Annotated in this window: 12 protein-coding genes and 1 pseudogene; 6 read left to right on the forward strand and 7 right to left on the reverse strand. The window is 68.8% G+C overall.

Going from position 1 to position 15669, the window contains the following annotated elements; all coding sequences use genetic code 11:
* Nucleotides 1-55 precede the first annotated feature (55 nt).
* The 3 genes from ACQCSX_RS11565 to ACQCSX_RS11575 all read right to left on the reverse strand — a co-directional run bounded on the left by ACQCSX_RS11565 (nucleotide 56) and on the right by ACQCSX_RS11575 (nucleotide 4612).
* Nucleotides 56-1411 carry an MFS transporter gene (locus ACQCSX_RS11565; protein ID WP_427015469.1) on the reverse strand — a complete coding sequence of 452 codons (1356 nt, stop codon included), beginning with the start codon at nucleotides 1409-1411 and terminating at the stop codon, nucleotides 56-58.
* 264 nt (nucleotides 1412-1675) lie between these two features.
* A complete protein-coding gene (menD, locus tag ACQCSX_RS11570) occupies nucleotides 1676-3523 on the reverse strand; it encodes a 2-succinyl-5-enolpyruvyl-6-hydroxy-3-cyclohexene-1-carboxylic-acid synthase (protein ID WP_427019033.1) in 1848 nt (615 codons plus the stop codon).
* Between the two features lie 108 nt (nucleotides 3524-3631).
* Nucleotides 3632-4612: an o-succinylbenzoate synthase gene (locus ACQCSX_RS11575; RefSeq protein WP_427015470.1), complete on the reverse strand. Its 981-nt coding sequence runs from the start codon at nucleotides 4610-4612 to the stop codon at nucleotides 3632-3634.
* A 68-nt stretch (nucleotides 4613-4680) separates the two neighbouring features.
* Between ACQCSX_RS11575 and ACQCSX_RS11580 the strand changes: the two genes are divergently transcribed.
* Nucleotides 4681-5577 (forward strand): phosphatase PAP2 family protein, encoded by an 897-nt coding sequence (locus ACQCSX_RS11580; RefSeq protein WP_427015471.1) that lies wholly within the window; start codon nucleotides 4681-4683, stop codon nucleotides 5575-5577.
* 134 nt (nucleotides 5578-5711) lie between these two features.
* Here ACQCSX_RS11580 and ACQCSX_RS11585 read toward each other — a convergent pair whose 3' ends face one another.
* Nucleotides 5712-6908, reverse strand: coding sequence for an MFS transporter (locus tag ACQCSX_RS11585; RefSeq protein WP_427015472.1), 1197 nt, complete (start codon nucleotides 6906-6908; stop codon nucleotides 5712-5714).
* A gap of 1228 nt (nucleotides 6909-8136) precedes the next feature.
* Between ACQCSX_RS11585 and ACQCSX_RS11590 the strand changes: the two genes are divergently transcribed.
* The gene (locus tag ACQCSX_RS11590) at nucleotides 8137-8652 is read left to right on the forward strand and encodes an HAD family hydrolase (RefSeq protein ID WP_427015473.1); all 516 of its coding nucleotides are present in this window, start codon (nucleotides 8137-8139) and stop codon (nucleotides 8650-8652) included.
* Nucleotides 8653-8741: 89 nt separating this feature from the next.
* Nucleotides 8742-9585, forward strand: a protein-coding gene (locus tag ACQCSX_RS11595) for an IS5 family transposase (protein WP_427018933.1) whose coding sequence is annotated in 2 segments (ribosomal slippage) — nucleotides 8742-9047 and nucleotides 9049-9585 — 843 coding nt in all. Because the reading frame shifts where the segments join, the coding sequence is not laid out codon by codon here.
* Between the two features lie 279 nt (nucleotides 9586-9864).
* Here ACQCSX_RS11595 and ACQCSX_RS11600 read toward each other — a convergent pair.
* Nucleotides 9865-11529 (reverse strand): putative transposase, encoded by a 1665-nt coding sequence (locus tag ACQCSX_RS11600; protein ID WP_427015474.1) that lies wholly within the window; start codon nucleotides 11527-11529, stop codon nucleotides 9865-9867.
* A gap of 314 nt (nucleotides 11530-11843) precedes the next feature.
* A pseudogene (locus tag ACQCSX_RS11605) lies at nucleotides 11844-12128 on the reverse strand (helix-turn-helix domain-containing protein); the annotation flags it as partial.
* A 404-nt stretch (nucleotides 12129-12532) separates the two neighbouring features.
* Here ACQCSX_RS11605 and ACQCSX_RS11610 point away from each other — a divergent pair.
* From ACQCSX_RS11610 to ACQCSX_RS11620, 3 genes are all read left to right on the forward strand, one after another.
* Nucleotides 12533-13468, forward strand: coding sequence for a ferritin-like domain-containing protein (locus tag ACQCSX_RS11610; protein ID WP_427015475.1), 936 nt, complete (start codon nucleotides 12533-12535; stop codon nucleotides 13466-13468).
* Nucleotides 13469-13734: 266 nt separating this feature from the next.
* A complete protein-coding gene (locus ACQCSX_RS11615; RefSeq protein WP_427015476.1) occupies nucleotides 13735-13890 on the forward strand; it encodes a hypothetical protein in 156 nt (51 codons plus the stop codon).
* Nucleotides 13887-14180 carry a hypothetical protein gene (locus tag ACQCSX_RS11620; protein WP_427015477.1) on the forward strand — a complete coding sequence of 98 codons (294 nt, stop codon included), beginning with the start codon at nucleotides 13887-13889 and terminating at the stop codon, nucleotides 14178-14180. The genes ACQCSX_RS11615 and ACQCSX_RS11620 overlap by 4 nt, the downstream gene beginning before the upstream one ends.
* 563 nt (nucleotides 14181-14743) lie before the next feature.
* On the opposite strand, the gene ACQCSX_RS11625 is transcribed toward ACQCSX_RS11620, so the two are convergent.
* The gene (locus tag ACQCSX_RS11625; RefSeq protein WP_427015478.1) at nucleotides 14744-15553 is read right to left on the reverse strand and encodes an MBL fold metallo-hydrolase; all 810 of its coding nucleotides are present in this window, start codon (nucleotides 15551-15553) and stop codon (nucleotides 14744-14746) included.
* Nucleotides 15554-15669: the final 116 nt, after the last annotated feature.

Consider the following 15669-nt stretch of genomic DNA (forward strand, 5'->3'; position numbering starts at 1 on the left):
GCCCATCCGGAAGCCCCGGACGGGCTGCATGTGACCCCACGTTGACGGAAAAGAGCTAGTGCTTTGCCGATCCGGCGGGCAGGTGCGCGTGGACACCCAGCGGCCGGCCCCGGGTTTCCTTGGCCAGCACGACGCCGACGGCGGAGATGACGCACAGGATCATGACGTAGATCCCGATCGAACCGGTCCACTTCGTGCTCTGCAGCAGCGATTCGGCGATGGTTGCCGCGAAGGCGCCGCCCAGGATCGCGCCGAAGGCGTACCCGATCGAGATGCCCGAGTACCGGACGTTGGCCGGGAACATCTCGGCGTACATCGCGGACATCGGGCCGTAGGACAAGCCCAGGCCGATGGTCAGGACGAACAGCGCGGTGCCGTAGAGCACGATGTCCTTGGTGTCGATCAGGGCGAACATCGGGATCATCCAGGCGAAGACGATCGCGTAGCCGATCAGGAAGGTCTTGACGCGGCCGATCTTGTCCGAGAGCCAGCCGCCCACGAGGGTGAAGATCAACCAGCCGAAGGACGCCAGTGTGGTGGCGAGCAGGATCTGCGGGGTCTGCATCTTCAGCGATTTGGTGGCGTAGGAGATGAAGAACGCGATCAGCAGGTAGCCGGCGGCGTTGTTGCCGATGAAGATCATGGTCGAGTAGAGCACGGCCTTCTTGTGGTTCCGGATGAGCTCTCCCAGCGGGGCCTTGCTTTCTTCCTTGCGAGCGGCCATTTCCTTGAAGACGGGGCTCTCTCCGACCGCACGGCGGATCAGGTAGCCGACCACGATCAGCACGATGGAGAGCAGGAACGGCACCCGCCAGCCCCAGGCGGCGAAGTCTGCCTTGGACATGCCCGTGTTCAGGAAGTACAGCAGGCCGGTGGCCAGGATCATGCCAACCGGAACGCCGATCTGCGGGTACGCGCCGAACAGCCCGCGCTTGCTCTTGGGGGCGTGCTCCACGGCCATCAGGGCAGCTCCGCCCCATTCGCCGCCGGCCGAGAAGCCCTGGATGACCCGGAGTGTGATCAGCAGGATCGGTGCCCAGACGCCGATCTGGCCGTAGGTCGGCAGCATGCCGATCAGGGCCGTGGCGGCACCCATCATGACGAGCGTGAAGACCAGCATGGCCTTGCGGCCGAGGCGGTCGCCGAGGTGGCCGGCAATGATCGCCCCAAGCGGGCGGAACAGAAAGCTGATGCCGATCAGGGCGAAGGAGAGGATCTGTGCCAGACCCGGGTTCGAATCGTTCAGCGGGGCCAGGAACAGCGGCGACAGCAGCGTCGCGGTCAGCTGGGCAAAGATGAAGAAGTCGTACCACTCGATGGTGGTCCCGACCAGCGTCCCGGCCAGGACCTTGCGTTCCTCATGCTTGCTGCGGGGGCCCGCTTCGGAATCGACGGATGAAGTTGCGGTCATTGGAACTCCGTTACTGGGGGCAAAGGTACCGCCCGAGTGGGTGCGAGGTGATTTACCGATCGTTCGGTCAGTTGATAGGACGTACATTACTACGGAAATGTGACCCGGCGCACATATTTCGTAGAAGGGCACGGCCCGGTGGACGGACGGCAGCCTCAGTCCCCGCGGGCGCAGCTGTCCACCGCGGCACCGGCCATCCGGATCCACAGGGCCTTCCGGCTGCGCCCGGGGCGGTCAAGCCAGAGGTGCTTAAGCCGAGGGTGTCTACGCCAGGAGGGCCTGGCGGACGCGCCAGTGCAGGTCCCGCAGTCCGGCCCGCGACGCCGCGACCTCCACGATGCTGCGCCCGCGCACCGGCCCGGCCAGGGCCGCGGCGAGCTCCGCCGCCGTGCTGGCGGCGGTGTGCCGCCAGCCGTAGGCGGCGGCCAGCGCGGCCAGGTTGGCGGCGTGCGGGGTACCAAAGAGCCGTTCGACGGCGGCCGCATAGGCCGGTTCCCCACCCAGCCGGCCGTGCTCCAGCAGCGAGAAGATGCCCCCGCCGCCGTCGTTGAGCACCACCACCTGCACGTCTGACTCCCGCTCGCCGGCGCCCAGCAGCAGCGCCCCGGCGTCGTGCAGCAGAGTCAGGTCGCCCAGCAGCACCCGGGTGGGGCGGCCGCTGGACAGCGCGATGCCCGTGGCGGTGGCCACCGTCCCGTCGATCCCGGCCAGACCGCGGTTGGCAAAGACCGCCGGCCTGTCCCCGGCGGCCAGGCCGGACAACGGCCCGGACGGCTGCGCGGGCATCGGCCTCCCGGCCAGGTCCACGTCGCGGATGGGGTTGGAGGAGCCGAGCACCAGGTTGCTGCCCGGATCCGCTGCGGCGCGGTCCCAGACGGCGCGGGCCAGCTGCAGCCCGTCTAACGGAAGCCCACCGCCCCCGTCCGCTGTGGCCAGCACCGTGTCCAGTGCTGCCTCGGCGGTTGCGGCCGCCGCCTGCCAGGCCTCCAGCCAGCCCGCGGGTCCGTGCCCGGCGAATCCGGCCAGCTGGCCCCACTGGGTGAGCACCAGCTCGGGACGGCGCCCGGGCTCAAACCACGACACGGGACGCGGCAAGTACAGCGCGCGCTCCAGGTCCGCCCGGGCCAGCAGCGCCGCCACCGGCCGGGACAGCGTGGGCCTGCCAAAGACCACCACGCGCTCGATCGGCCAGGCGCTGCCCGGGCCAAATTGCTCCAGCAGCAGCCGGTACGGCCCCACCGCATTGGCACCGTAGCGGGCGTTCGACGACGGCTCGGCCAGCAGGGGCAGACCCAGCGCGCGGGCAAAGATCTCCGCGGACGGCCCGGCATCGTGGCCTGCCAGCACCACCGTGCGGCGCTCGGTCCGGGCCGCGGCGGGGGCCTGCGGCTCGCCGCCCCCGGGCTGGGCGGCGCCGGCATCGGCATCCTTGGAAAAGTAGCCCTCAAAGGGGTCGGCCGCGAGGTCGGCCCCGGACCCGGATCCAGCGGCGGCGGCCGGGGATGCGAGGCCGGCGGCTGGCGCGCCGGCCTCCGCCTCGACCATGGCGGGCGGGGCGGCGGGACGGGCCAGCCAGCCGGTGCCGTCCAGCGGCGGGGTCAGCGGATCGCGGAAGGCCAGGTTCACCTGAACGGGCCCGGCGGCAATCCCCGCCAGCCGGCCCTGCGCCGCGCTGAGCCCGGTGGCCACGGCCGACGTCGGGTCCGTTCCGGCCGGCACGTCAGTGGCAAAGCGCACGTGCTCGCCAAAGAGGTCCAGCTGCATGGTGGTCTGGTTGGCGCCGGTGCCGCGGAGCTCCTCGGGCCTGTCGGCCGAGAGCACCACCAGCGGCACGCCCGCGTGGTTAGCCTCCATCACGGCCGGCAGGAGGTTGCCGACGGCCGTGCCCGAGGTGGTCACGACGGCGGCTGGGGCGCCGCTGCCCAGCGCCAGCCCCAGCGCGGTGAAGCCGGCCACGCGCTCGTCGATCCGGACATGGACCTCAACCCGGCCGTCCGCGGCGGCCTCGGCCAGGGCGTAGGCCAACGGAGCGCTGCGCGATCCCGGAGCCACCACCACCGACCGGACCCCTGCGGCCTCAAGGGCGTCGACAACCAGGCGGGCAGAATCCATGGAGCTGAGGAAAGTCACCCACCCATCTAACCATCCGGGCAGCCACCCGGTGCCCGCGGCGTTCAGCCGCCCGCGGGCACGGGGACCAGCCGGCGGCGAGCACAGGGATCAGCTGGCGGCGAGCAGCGCATGGCAGCGCGCGAGCCGGTCCAGCCACCACCGCGTCCGCTCCGCCGGCGCCGCATGGCGGGCCAGCAGCCCCGGATCCGCGGCCACCGTGCGCACGGTGATCCCGCCGTCGTGCGCCACCATCGGCTCCAGCGCCACGTCGGCGGACATCAGCGCCACGGTGCCCAGGCCGCAGGCATAGGGCAGTTCGGGCAGGGCCGCGGCCAAGGCGACGCCGGCGCGGATGCCCACGGAGCTGTCCAGCGCGGAGCTGACCACGGCCGGCAGCCCCGCCTCGGCCACGATCTCCAACGCCTTGCGCACGCCACCCAGCGGCGCCGCCTTCACGATGATCAAATCCGCCGCACCGGCCCGCGCCACGGCCAGCGGGTCGGTGGCTTTGCGCACGCTCTCGTCGGCGGCAATCAGGACTCCAGTGCCGGCGGCCCGCACCTGCGCCAGGCCCTCGATGGTGGGCACCGGCTGTTCGGCGTATTCGAGCCCAAACGGGGCCAGGGCGGCCAGGGCGGCCACGGCTTCGGGCACCGTCCAGCCGCCGTTCGCATCCACCCGCAGCGCGGCGCCCGGCAGTGCCTCCCGCACGGCCGCCACGCGGGCGACGTCGTCGGCCAGGCTCTGGCCGCGCTCGGCCACCTTGATCTTGACCGTGTGCACCGCGTCGAAGGCGCCCAGCACCCGCGGCACCTCGGCCGTGGCCACCGCGGGGACCGTCGCATTGACCGGGATCCAGTTCCGCACCGGCTCGGGGAAACCCTCCCAGCCGGCCTCCACGGCCGCCGCCAGCCAGCGCGAGGCCTCGGCGTCGTCGTACTCCACGAACGGCGAGAACTCGGCCCACCCCGCCGGGCCGTCCAGCAGCAGGACCTCCCGTTCCAGCACGCCGCGGAACTTCACCCGCATGGGCAGAACCACCACGCGGGCGGCGTCGAGCAGGGCATCAAGCGGGGGAAGCGCGGACATGGTTTCACTGTACGCGCCGGGGCAAGGCACCCCGGCGGCTCCCATGATTGTGTGGGAGCCTTGTAAGGATGAGCACCAAAAGCCCCGCCCTCCGCCCAACCCGCCGCAGGGCGGCCCCCCATCTGGTGCTTTTCGTGTTGGCCGCTGCCGTTTGTGTCCTGGGCCTGGTGGCCACGTACTGGTTCTATGTGCGCACCACCACGGGGCAGTACATCGATGAGTCCGCCCTGGACGAGGCGGTGCGGGTGCAATCGGTGGTGGGCGATCCCGTCTCGCGCTTTCTGGATGCGCTGCCGGTCACCTCCGTGGTGATTGCCGCCGTCGTGGTGCTGTTCGTGACCCTGGCCCGGCGGCGCTGGAAGGCGGCGGGCATCTCCCTGGCCGCCATGCTGGCCGCCAACCTTTCCACCCAGCTCGTGAAATACCTGCTTCCGGACCGGCCCGAGCGTGGCGTGGTCACCCTGGACCTGAACTCGCTGCCCTCCGGCCACAGCACACTTGCCGCCTCGGCCGCCGCCGCCGTCTTCCTGGTGGTGTCCCCGCGCTGGCGCCCGGCCGCGGCGTTCCTGGGCGGGACCTACGCCATCGTCTCCGGCGTCTCCACGCTAGTGAACCTGTGGCACCGCCCCTCCGACGTCGTGGCGGCGTTCCTGGTGGTGTCGCTGTGGACGGCGCTGGCCGCACCGCTGGTGATGCGCACGGGATCCTCGTGGAATGTCTGGCGCGGCTACCGCGGACACTGGGCCTCATCCCTCTGGTGGCCGGTGCTCGGCCTGCTCGCCGGCGCCGGCTCGGCCGCGGCGGTCCTGCTGGCCGTGGGCCCGCTGTTGTGGGGCAGCGGCGCACCGCTGGGCGCCAGCGGCTACTTCTTCGCTGGCGTCGGGCTCATTGTGGCCTGCGGCTACTTGCTGACGGTGGCCGGCATGCTCCTGTTGGGTGCCCAGGCGCGCCGCTGGACCAGCTAAGGGGCCCGCAGCGAGCCTGAGAGCCGCGGGAGCATCTGGGGCGCACCAACTGCACCAAACGGGCCGTTTTCCAGCAGTTACCGCGCCCTGGATTCAGGCGCAGTGCCCAGTGGTCTGACGACGGCGGCGCCGGTCTAGCGGGGCACGCGCGGAGTGCGCGGCACCCAGTACCAAAGCACGACGGCCGCCGCCAGGCCCAGCAATCCGGTGGTGCCGATCCCCACCGCCAATGAGGCCAGCGCCGTCATGCCGGAGAGCAGGGCGGGCCCGCCGGAGCCGCCCAGGTCCGAAATAAACCGCCACACGCCTAAGAATTGGGCCCGGCCGGGCGAGGGCGAATAGTCGGCCCCCAAGGTCATGACCATGCCCGAGCCAATGCCGTTGCCAAAGCCGATCAGCAGCGAAACCAGCAGCAGGGGCACGGCCGAAGTGGTGAGCGGCATCAGGATCAATGAGGCCCCCATGATCAGCATGGACGGCACCGCCACCCAGGTCCGCCCCTTCTTGTCCATCACCTTGCCCGCGGGGTAGAACACCAGCATGTCGATGGCACCGGAGAGCCCGTAGATCAGCGACGTGGCGGTGGCATCCAGGCCCAGGTTCTCGGCCCAGAGCGGGATCACCACCTGCCGGGACGAGCGCACGGCGCTGACCAGCAGGATCCCGACACCGACGGTGAGGAATAGCCTGCCGTGGTTGGCGAGGATGCCGCCGAGGCCGGGGGCCGGCGCCGGGGCCCGGCCGTCGTGCGGATGGACCAGATCGGGCAGCCCCCAGGCCACCGCCGCGGCGGCCAGCAGGGCCAGCACGGCCACCCAGTAGGCGCCGGCCAGCCCCATCAGGTGGATGGCCAGCGCGCCCAGGAACGGCCCGGCAAACACGCCGATCCGCATCACACCGCCCAGCGTGGACATGGCCCGGGCGCGCATCAGGGGTGGGACGGCCTCGGTCAGATAGCTCTGCCTGGCCAGGCTGAAAACGGCGGAGGCCGCCCCGACCAACAGGATGCCGGCGGCGTACACCCACAGGTTCTGGGCAAAGATGCAAAGCAGCAGGGCCGCAATGCCCAGCCCCGCGGCGCCAACGATGGCCAGCCGTTCGCCGTACTTGGCCGTCAGGAACGACGCCGGGATGTTGCTCAGCAGCGAGCCGATGCCCACCAGGGTCAGGACCAGGGCGGCCTGCGCCACGGTGGCGCCCAGGCCGCGGGCGCTGAGCGCAATGATGGGCAGGATGGCGCCCTCGCCCAGGCCAAAGAGCAGGGTCGGGCCAAAGGCGGGGACGGCGATGGACCACAGGCTGAACTCTCCGGGTGTCTGGCCTCTGCTCACCCGGCCCACTCTATCCCCGCCCCTACTGAGCAACAGTTAGTTGCCTCTTCCCAGCCGTTCCCAGAGGCCGCAAGTCCCCAGGCGTTCCGTTTGCTCGCGAGGGGCCCTCGCGCCTATGGGCCCACGCTCCAGGCCCCTCGATGAGTAGTTCCAAGGGCTCAGTGGTCGCAGGCGACCACTGAGCAGTGGACGGACTGGTCGTTCTGGTCGCTGTGCCAGATTGCCCCTGTCACCGCCAACAGCCGCTGGATGGTCCGTGCGGTGACCTCGGCAAGGGTTCATCCGCTCTGCCGTTCGAGGTCGAGCAGGCCGGTGTGTGCGTCGTCGGCGCTCCGGTCGAAGATCAGTCCCGTTCCAGCGATTTCCCGCACAGCGGTGTGCCCTGCGCCGGCGTCCCGTGTGCCGACTTAGCCGCCGGAGAGGACCAAGGTGCTCCCGGCCCGGGCCGGTATCTGATCCCGTCCGGGATGATCCCACCGGCCTGGCAACGCGGCCGGCCGGCCGGCCCTGCGTCCGGGCAGCCCGGCCCCGGCAGTGGGGCGGCCGCCGGCCCGGCGCGTCAGGCGTACGAGTGCCATCCGGGCGGGACCCGGGTGGTGGTGGACGGTGTGGCACTGAACCGGCCACAGCCGGTGCAAGTGTAGCTCGACGAGGCCGGCCGCAGGGCGCTTCCGTCCGGCGCGCAGCTTGCCGGAATGTAGTTCTCATGGATCAGGAACGCATCCGTCCCGCAGGGTTCGCATCCCGGCGTCGTGGGCGGCGGCGCCGCTGAATTTGTGGTGTGCGTTGCCCTGCAACCAGTGCGGCCGCGCAGGCAATGGCAGGCCCGGACACGCACCGCGAACGGTGCGGCCCCTGTATCTGGACCCTGGATCCTGGACACCTCCTGCCGTTTTCGATCAATGGAGGGAGCAGGAAACCTCCAACACTGCAACTGCGCTCGTCGGCCCGGCCGTGGCCTGAGCGCACCACACGCCCGGGTGACACACAACGGCGCGTGGTGGAACGAACGTCCCGCAGGACTGGCGGCTCATGGGCGCACCCGCGGTTGGGCCAGTCGGCCTTCTGGCACCGTCGCGTCCGCACAGTCCGGCCTGACCCATGAAAGCCGGCGCACGGAAGGGCGCCTTTGCGCCGCCGCGCGGCTAAACTGTCCGTGCCGACGCAAGCCCCGGAATCCCGTTCCGGGCAGCGGTGGAAGGAGGTTGCGGTGGGAAGCAGGCCGTCAGTGATTGTTTTTGATGTCAACGAAACCCTCTCCGATATGTCGCCCATGGCCGATAGATTCGCCGAGGTCGGTGCTCCGGCATCTCTGGCGAGGGAGTGGTTCGCCGGTGTGTTGCGCGACGGGTTCGCCCTCGCCGCGGCAGGTGGGAGCGGGGCCTTCGCGGTGGTCGGCGCCGAATCCCTGCGCGGACTTCTTGGCGCCATCCCCTTGACCCGTGGTCTCGAAGCCGCCGTGGACCACATTATGGGCGGCCTGCGGCAGTTGGGTGTGCATCCGGATGTCGTTCCCGGTATCCGGGCCCTGACCGCGGCCGGATTCCGCCTGGTCACCCTGACCAACGGATCCACCCGGCTAGCCGAGGGATTGTTTGCCGACGCCGGGATCCGCTCAGAGTTTGAACAACTTCTCTCCGTTGAGAACGCCGCCGGCTGGAAACCGATGCGTGCAGCGTATGACTACGCCGCGTACGCCTGCGGTGTCGAGACGGCGCAGATGCTCCTAGGGTGTGTCTCCTAATCAGTGGTTTTGCGGTTTGGCATGATTGATGGGTGCCTTCTCGCTATTCCGTGTTGTCCGATGCCCAGTGGGAGTCCATTGCCCCGTTGATGCCCGATTCGTCGGGGAAACCGGGCCGACCCTTCAACGACCACCGGCTGATGACCGAGGGCATCATCTACCGCTACCGGGCAGGGATCCCATGGCGTGATCTCCCTGCCTATTTCGGGTCGTGGAAGACCGTGTGGAAGCACCACCGCCGCAACGCCGCCAACGGGACCTGGGACAAGGTCCTGGCGGCGTTGCTGACCCGCGCGGACACGGCCGGGCTGATCAACTGGGAGGTCTCGATCGACTCCACGGTCAACCGTGCCCACCAGCACGGCACGAACCTGCCCCGCCACACAGGGGGACCTGTCGAATTACAGGAATCTGCTCGACGAGCCTGAGGACCATGCCATCGGCCGGTCCCGCGGCGGGCTGACCACCAAGATCCACGCCCTGGTGGATGGCAACATGCGTCCCCTGGTCCTGCTGCTGGGGCCGGGCCAGGGCGGGGACTCGCCGATGTTTGAGAACCTCATGGAGGCCCTGAAGGTAGAAAGGCCCGGTCCCGGCCGGGCCCGCACCCGCCCGGACCGGGCCATGGCCGACAAGGCCTATTCCTCCAAAGCAATCCGGGCGTACCTGCGCGGGCGGGGCATCGAGTGCGTTATCCCGGAAAAGGACGACCAGAAGGCCAACCGGAAACGCAAGGGCTCCGCCGGGGGACGCCCCGTCAGATACGACAGGGACGCCTACAAACGGCGCAATGTGGTCGAGCGCAGCTTCAACACCCTCAAGCAATGGCGGTCCCTGGCCACCCGCTACGACAAACTGGCCCTCACCTACCGCTCAGCGGCCGTCCTGCACGCCGTCGTCATCTGGAGCGCCGCATTGGGAGACACACCCTAGTTGCCGTCCACCCATGGGACATCCATGGGGCTTCCCAGGCCGGGCTACACACCGCCTGGCTCAACCGCGGCATGCTCCCCTACCCCGGCTACTTCGCGGCTCCCGAGTACACCTTCCACGCCCTGACAGATCTTGCCGTCATTCTCAGCGGACCCTGACCATTGGCTGATGTAACACGGTAGCCGCATGACTCTTGGGTACTCAGGATCCGCACCGCTGCTTGGCCTGCACAGCGCCAACGGGAGGTCTCAGGACTCCGGTCATGGCGATTTAATGCTTTTAGGATTGAGCCCGGTTTTTGATGGTGTATTTGAGGATGAGATCGGTGCCGGGGTAGCGGGTTTCGGTGGCGGTGAGGTGCTCGCACAACTCGGCGGCGGCCGCGGTCTTGGCCTTGGTTGGCAGCGGATCCAGTCTGATGGTGAGGTATCCGGGGGTGGTGGGGTCGATGTCGCCGGACTGGTTGAACAGTTGGCGCATGAGGGTGTGGGCTTCCTGGGTGGCGCGCCGGTAGCCGGTGTTGGTGCGGATCTCCCTCGCGATGGTCATCGCGGTGTTGTAGGCGGCCATCCGGATGCCGGTATGGATCAGCTTCACCTCGGTATCCAGGACCTGCTGGCCCGGGTTGAGTTCTCCGAGGCGGAGCGTGGCAGGGATTCCCTTGTGGGCCTTCTCGGCTGCGATCAGCGCGTTCTCCGCTTCCCGGAGTGGTGCCATGGCCTGGTTGTGCATGGCACTGCTGACCGTGACGATCAGTTCCTTGCTTCCTTCTGGCGGGGTTTTCAGCTCCAACAGGTTGATATCGGCGATGGCGGCGGCCTCGGCATGGGCATTCCTGGCGGCAACGACTTTTTGGTACGCCTTGGCCTTGGCCAGGTTCGGCACCATCCGGTCCTCGTCGTCCTCGGTGCTGGCGTAGGAGTCGTGGGAGTCAAGGTCGAAGTGCATGCGGGCGTAACGGAACTGGTTCTCCTGCCGCCACCGGTTCCCCATCCGATACACCACCTCCCCGGCGGGAAGGCCGCGATCGGTGGTGAGGATGTGGATTTGCCTCGTGCCCCCGCCGGTGGTGGCCACAACCCGGCTGAGCTGGCGGATCTGGAAGACCTCCCCGGTCGTCCTGGTGGCGTTCAGGGGAAGGTCAACGAGCGTGTCAGCCACTTTCCAGGTCTTCTCTTCACCATGATCGTGGGTGTGGGACACCTCGGCGAACAGCTCTTCCTTGATGTCTTCCGTGGCGCCTTTGCGCCAGGTCAGCACATCAAAACCCGAAGCGTCCATGTGTTTGAACAAGGCCGGTGACCGGCCGCCGCGGTCAAAACCAACCAGCACCCGCCGCTCGTCACCCACCGCTATACGTAGTTCGGGTAGGAGGTCGCGCAGTTCCGCGGCAAGGGATGCACCGGGGGCGGCCATGACGACGAACACGGGGGCGCCGTGGGCGCCGGTGACCCAGGTTTCCTCGGTCGCAGGGACCGGGAACTTCAACCTCGTGGAGTACCGCTTTCCGATCTTCTTGCGTCCCTGGTAGGCGCGCACATGCCCGTCAACATAGAGGACCGCGGCCAGGTTGTCCCCGCCCGGGCCCGTGCCGGCCAGGTGGTGGGCGGCCAGGGCGGCGATCAGTTCGGCGGCTTTGCCCGTCTCGGCGAGGTGGCTGATCCGGCGGCGGATGGTTTTCACTTCCGGGGCCCGGTCCAATCCCAACACCCGCCCAAGTTCTTCCGGGTCAAAACGCGTCGCGCCCTCGGCCCGGGCTTCCCCGGCCAAGGCCCGGAGCACGCTATCGATCAGGATCGTTTCCAGGCCGTAGAAACCATTCGGCAAGGACCCGTAGACATCCTTCGCGCAGGAGAGCAGGCCGGTGGTTTCCAAGGCGGGGAAGGCCAAGAACAGCCCGGCATGCCGGATGTGTGCTGCCGGGGCAAACACCGGACCGCGCACCCGGGCAAGCCGGCGGCGGCACGCTCCGCAGCGCGGGGTGCCGGGGCCGGCCGGAGCGGCAGTTCAGGCTGCTGTGCTGGTGTTGGTTCCTGGGTTTCAGGTTCACCGGCGGCGGGTGTTTCCGCGGCGTTGGCGCCCTGCCCGGCAACGAGTTTCAGGGCGCGGCGGACACTGAACTCGGAGACTCCCACCGTCTCGCCGATGGTCCGCAGTGACTGGTTTTGTGCGCGTAGGGCCACGATGCGCTCGATCGTGGCAGTGACCAGCTGGGAGGGGCGCTTGGGGCCTTTCTTCTCCGCCACCAGGGCGGTAACACCACCGGTGGCTGCCAGCTGGACCCATTTCCACACCGCCACCGAGGAAACTCCGAAAGCTGCCGCGATCTGCGCCTGCGAGGCCGCGCCCAGACGCACCAATTTCACTGCCGCCCACCGGCGTGCCGCAGCATCTTCGGCATCCCACACGTCACAGAGCTGCCCGCGGATATAGACTTCCCCGCCCCGGTCGTTCTCCACCAAGGACACCGCCAAGCCCACCGGCACGGCAACAGGATCCATCGCCACCGGCAGGGGACGTTGAGCAGTCATGAAAACCATCATTTCACCCCTCGATAGACGATAAAATACTAACTCTGTTTTATCGCAAAACAGGTAAAATTAACATCCCCCAAGCCGCTCAAAACCCCCGAAAGTCAACGAACTTCCAAACCCGCCACCAGACCATGACCGGAGCCCTGGTCACAGGTGAATCATGGAATACCTTCTGCAAAGCCATCGGACGAAGACAGGTCGGTGCCGCCCCCGCCAAACCGACAAGTCATGAACAGGATACCGAACCAGGCCAGAGCCAACGCGAGTCACGTCCTGCCGGCAAGCACCGGGCCCCCCACCAATCATTAGGGAATCATTAAGGAATCAATTCCGCCCTTTCTGCACGAATGTGACAGCGGTAAAATTTTCATGTCATTGGTCTCACTGAAGCACACCATGACAGGAGCACTAAAGTGTTCGATCAATCATTCATCAACAATGCCTTGAGCCGCAGCGCGGAAAACAGCCTGGACCGCCGCCGCCTGTTCAGGGCCGCGGGCATCGCAGGGATTGGCGGCGCTGTGGCGTTGCTGTCCGCCACCGCCGCGGCCGCCCACGCCGGTGAAGGTGAGGGCAGCCCCAGTGACGGGGCCATCCTGAACTTCGCCCTCAACCTGGAATACCTTGAGGCCGAATTCTACCTTCGTGCCGTCACGGGCTGGGGCCTGGACGACGGGCTCACGGACGGCAAGGGCACCCGCGGCGGCGTCACCGGCGGCAGCCAGGTCCCGTTCAAGGGCGGCAGCCTCATCGAAAAGTATGCCAAGGAAATAGCGGCCGACGAACGATCCCACGTCGAATTCCTCCGCAGTGCACTGGGAAACGCCGCCGTTGCCCGCCCCCAGATCGATCTGGAAGCCAGCTTCACCGCCGCGGCCCGGGCTGCCGGCCTGATCAAGGCAGGCCAGAAATTCAACCCCTTCACCGATGAGACCAGCTTCCTGCTCGGCGCATTCATCTTCGAGGACGTCGGCGTCACCGCCTACAAGGGGGCCGCCCCGCTCATCGACAACAAGACGTACCTGGAAGCGGCCGCAGGCATCCTCGCCGTGGAGGCCTACCACGCCGGCATCATCAGAACCACCCTGTACGCCCGGGACCTGCAGGAACCGGCGCAGGCCATCTCGGACGCCCGCGACAGCCTCGATGGATCCACCGACCTCGACCAGGGCATCGGCACCAAGGAAACCGCCAACCTCGTCCCCACCGATGACAACGGCATCGCCTTCAGCCGCACCGCCGGACAGGTCCTGAACATCGCCTACCTCACCCCCAAGGCAGTAAGCGAGGGCGGGTTCTTCCCCCAGGGCGTCAACGGCGAGATCAACACCAGCGCCAACAGCGAATAACACCACAACGCCCGCGCACGACGGCCCCGGCCCCGATCCGGCCCGGGGCCGCCCCACCGGCCCGGTCCTCCCGTGGCCGCCCTGCCCCCTTACCCACCTTGCCCGCAGGGACTTGCCCGGCGGCACATCCGACCGTCCCGCCCTGTCCACCCGCCTCGAGTCCGGGAGGCCGGCAGGTCCGGGCGAGCCCGCTCCCCTTGCTCCCGGACAGTCCTGAGGGCACGAGGACATATGACAACAGAGGCCGTTCCGCACGCAACGGCCCGATGACCACACCCGGCGGATTCATGACGAGGGACGCCAATATCCACGCCCAGGAGTGCTTCGGCGCCGCCGTGAACAGCGGCAAACTCATCGAGCGCTGGGGCAGCAGCGATCGGCTCGGCAGGCTCACCCAGCCGGGCCTGGCGCCGAAGCCATGAGAATCATCGGCGCGCTGGCCTCCGGGGCCGTGGCCGGGGCGGCAGGGACCACCGCGCTGGACACCGTCACCTACCTGGACATGGTCTGGCGGGCCCGTCCCGCCAGCAGCACACCGGAGGCGACCGTGGAAAATCCCGCCGACGTCACCGGCGTGGCGATCCCGGGCACCGAGGAAGAACGCACGATCCGTATCGCCGGGCTCGGCCCGCGACAGGGCTCGTCGTTGGCGCCGTCCTCGGGCTGGCCCGGCTGGCCGGATACCGGCCCGGACTCCTCGGTTCATCACTGACCGCGGCGGCGGGCGCACTGGTCGGCAGCAACGGACTCATGACCGTTCTCGGAATTACGGACCCCGCACCCGGTCTCCCACGGACTGGGCCAGCGACATCGGCCCGCACCTGGCCTATGGCTTCGTTACCGGCGCCACGCCGCAGGCACTTGACCCGGGTGCTTCCCGCCGGCTTTGACCGTGCGGGGGCGGGCATGCAGGCAGACTCCCCGTTCCGCCCCCGCCGGTCAGAGCTTTTCATGCCCCGGCCGCCCCTCGGAATACATCGTCAATCGCCCCGGCCGTGGGGGCAGACCACGGGACGCCGGCCCCGCGCAGGTTGGCTACGGAGGGCGGAGACCGGTCCGGCAGCGCCGGTGGCGCCGACACCCCGTGCCGAACGGGGGTCCATGAAGGGTGGATGCGCCACCGCCGGCGGGGTCGACCGCACGTGTCATGAGCCTCCCCCGGTTGAGGTGCCAGCGACATCCGTGGGCCTCCGGCGGCCTACGGCTTCTCGTTCCCTCGCGGCCGTGGGCCCAGCTCCGCGCCCCGGATCGTGCCATGCCTGCCACACAGTTGGGTCAGGAGGAGGTTTCCTTCAGTCGGGTGATGAACCAGCGCGATTGCTCGGGGCCGTAGGGCAGCACAGGGATCGCCTTGGTGGCGTCGTCGGGCATCTCCCGGGTGGCGTCCTGGGCCTGCCGGATGGCCGTGGCCATGGTGTGGGCCATGGTCTGCACAAACTCGTCGTCCACCGGCTCGCCGTGGCCGGGCACCAGGAATTCGTAGCGGTGCCGCAGGGCCGAGAGCTGGCGCAGGGTCTGCGACCACTCCACCGGGTACGAGTCCTCAAAGGCCGGATAGGCGCCGTGCTCCACCAGATCCCCGGCAAACAAGGTGGTGGGGGTGCCCACCAGCAGGTCGCCGTCGGTGTGGCCACGGCCCAGGTGGAACAGCGTCACGGACATTCCGCCCAGGTCCACCAGCACCGGCTGGTCCTTCACCAGGACGTTGGGGACGACGACGGCGGTGGACTCCCCCACGCCTGCCGCCATCTCCGGTTCCAGCCCCGCCACGAGGTCCCGCTGGCCCTCGGCAAACTCGGCGATGTCGCGGGCGGCGTTCTCATGCGCCCAGAATTCCGTGGCCCCTGCGGCGGCAAAGACGGCGTTGCCAAAGAAATGGTCGTAGTGGGCGTGGGTGTTGGCCACCACCAGCGGCAGGTCCGTCACCTGGCGCACGGCGGCGAGGATCTGGGCGCCCTGGCGCGGGCCGCAGCCGGTGTCGACCACCATCGCCCGGTCCCGGCCCACGACCAGTCCGGTGTTCAGCAGCTCGCCCGGCGTCACCAGGACGTAGCTGCCCGCTCCAACGTCTCGCCATTCGCTCATGGGGACCCTCCGTCGCCGTCGACCACTCCGGGACACGGACGCGTCCCGAGCACCATTGTGCCAACAACTTGCTGCGAAAGGCCTGTGGAGGGTGCGGCGCCGCGGCAAAGCGCCGC

It is taken from the genome of Pseudarthrobacter sp. P1 (genome assembly GCF_050156935.1).
In the GTDB taxonomy this organism is placed as follows: domain Bacteria; phylum Actinomycetota; class Actinomycetes; order Actinomycetales; family Micrococcaceae; genus Specibacter.

What these genes read in the sequence shown, in the direction of transcription:
- ACQCSX_RS11565 (WP_427015469.1), bottom strand. Translation starts at nt 1,411, where the DNA reads ATGACCGCAACTTCATCCGTCGATTCCGAAGCGGGCCCCCGCAGCAAG.
- menD (WP_427019033.1), bottom strand. Translation starts at nt 3,523, where the DNA reads ATGGATTCTGCCCGCCTGGTTGTCGACGCCCTTGAGGCCGCAGGGGTC.
- ACQCSX_RS11575 (WP_427015470.1), bottom strand. Translation starts at nt 4,612, where the DNA reads ATGTCCGCGCTTCCCCCGCTTGATGCCCTGCTCGACGCCGCCCGCGTG.
- ACQCSX_RS11580 (WP_427015471.1), top strand. Translation starts at nt 4,681, where the DNA reads ATGAGCACCAAAAGCCCCGCCCTCCGCCCAACCCGCCGCAGGGCGGCC.
- ACQCSX_RS11615 (WP_427015476.1), top strand. Translation starts at nt 13,735, where the DNA reads ATGACCACACCCGGCGGATTCATGACGAGGGACGCCAATATCCACGCC.
- ACQCSX_RS11620 (WP_427015477.1), top strand. Translation starts at nt 13,887, where the DNA reads ATGAGAATCATCGGCGCGCTGGCCTCCGGGGCCGTGGCCGGGGCGGCA.
- ACQCSX_RS11625 (WP_427015478.1), bottom strand. Translation starts at nt 15,553, where the DNA reads ATGAGCGAATGGCGAGACGTTGGAGCGGGCAGCTACGTCCTGGTGACG.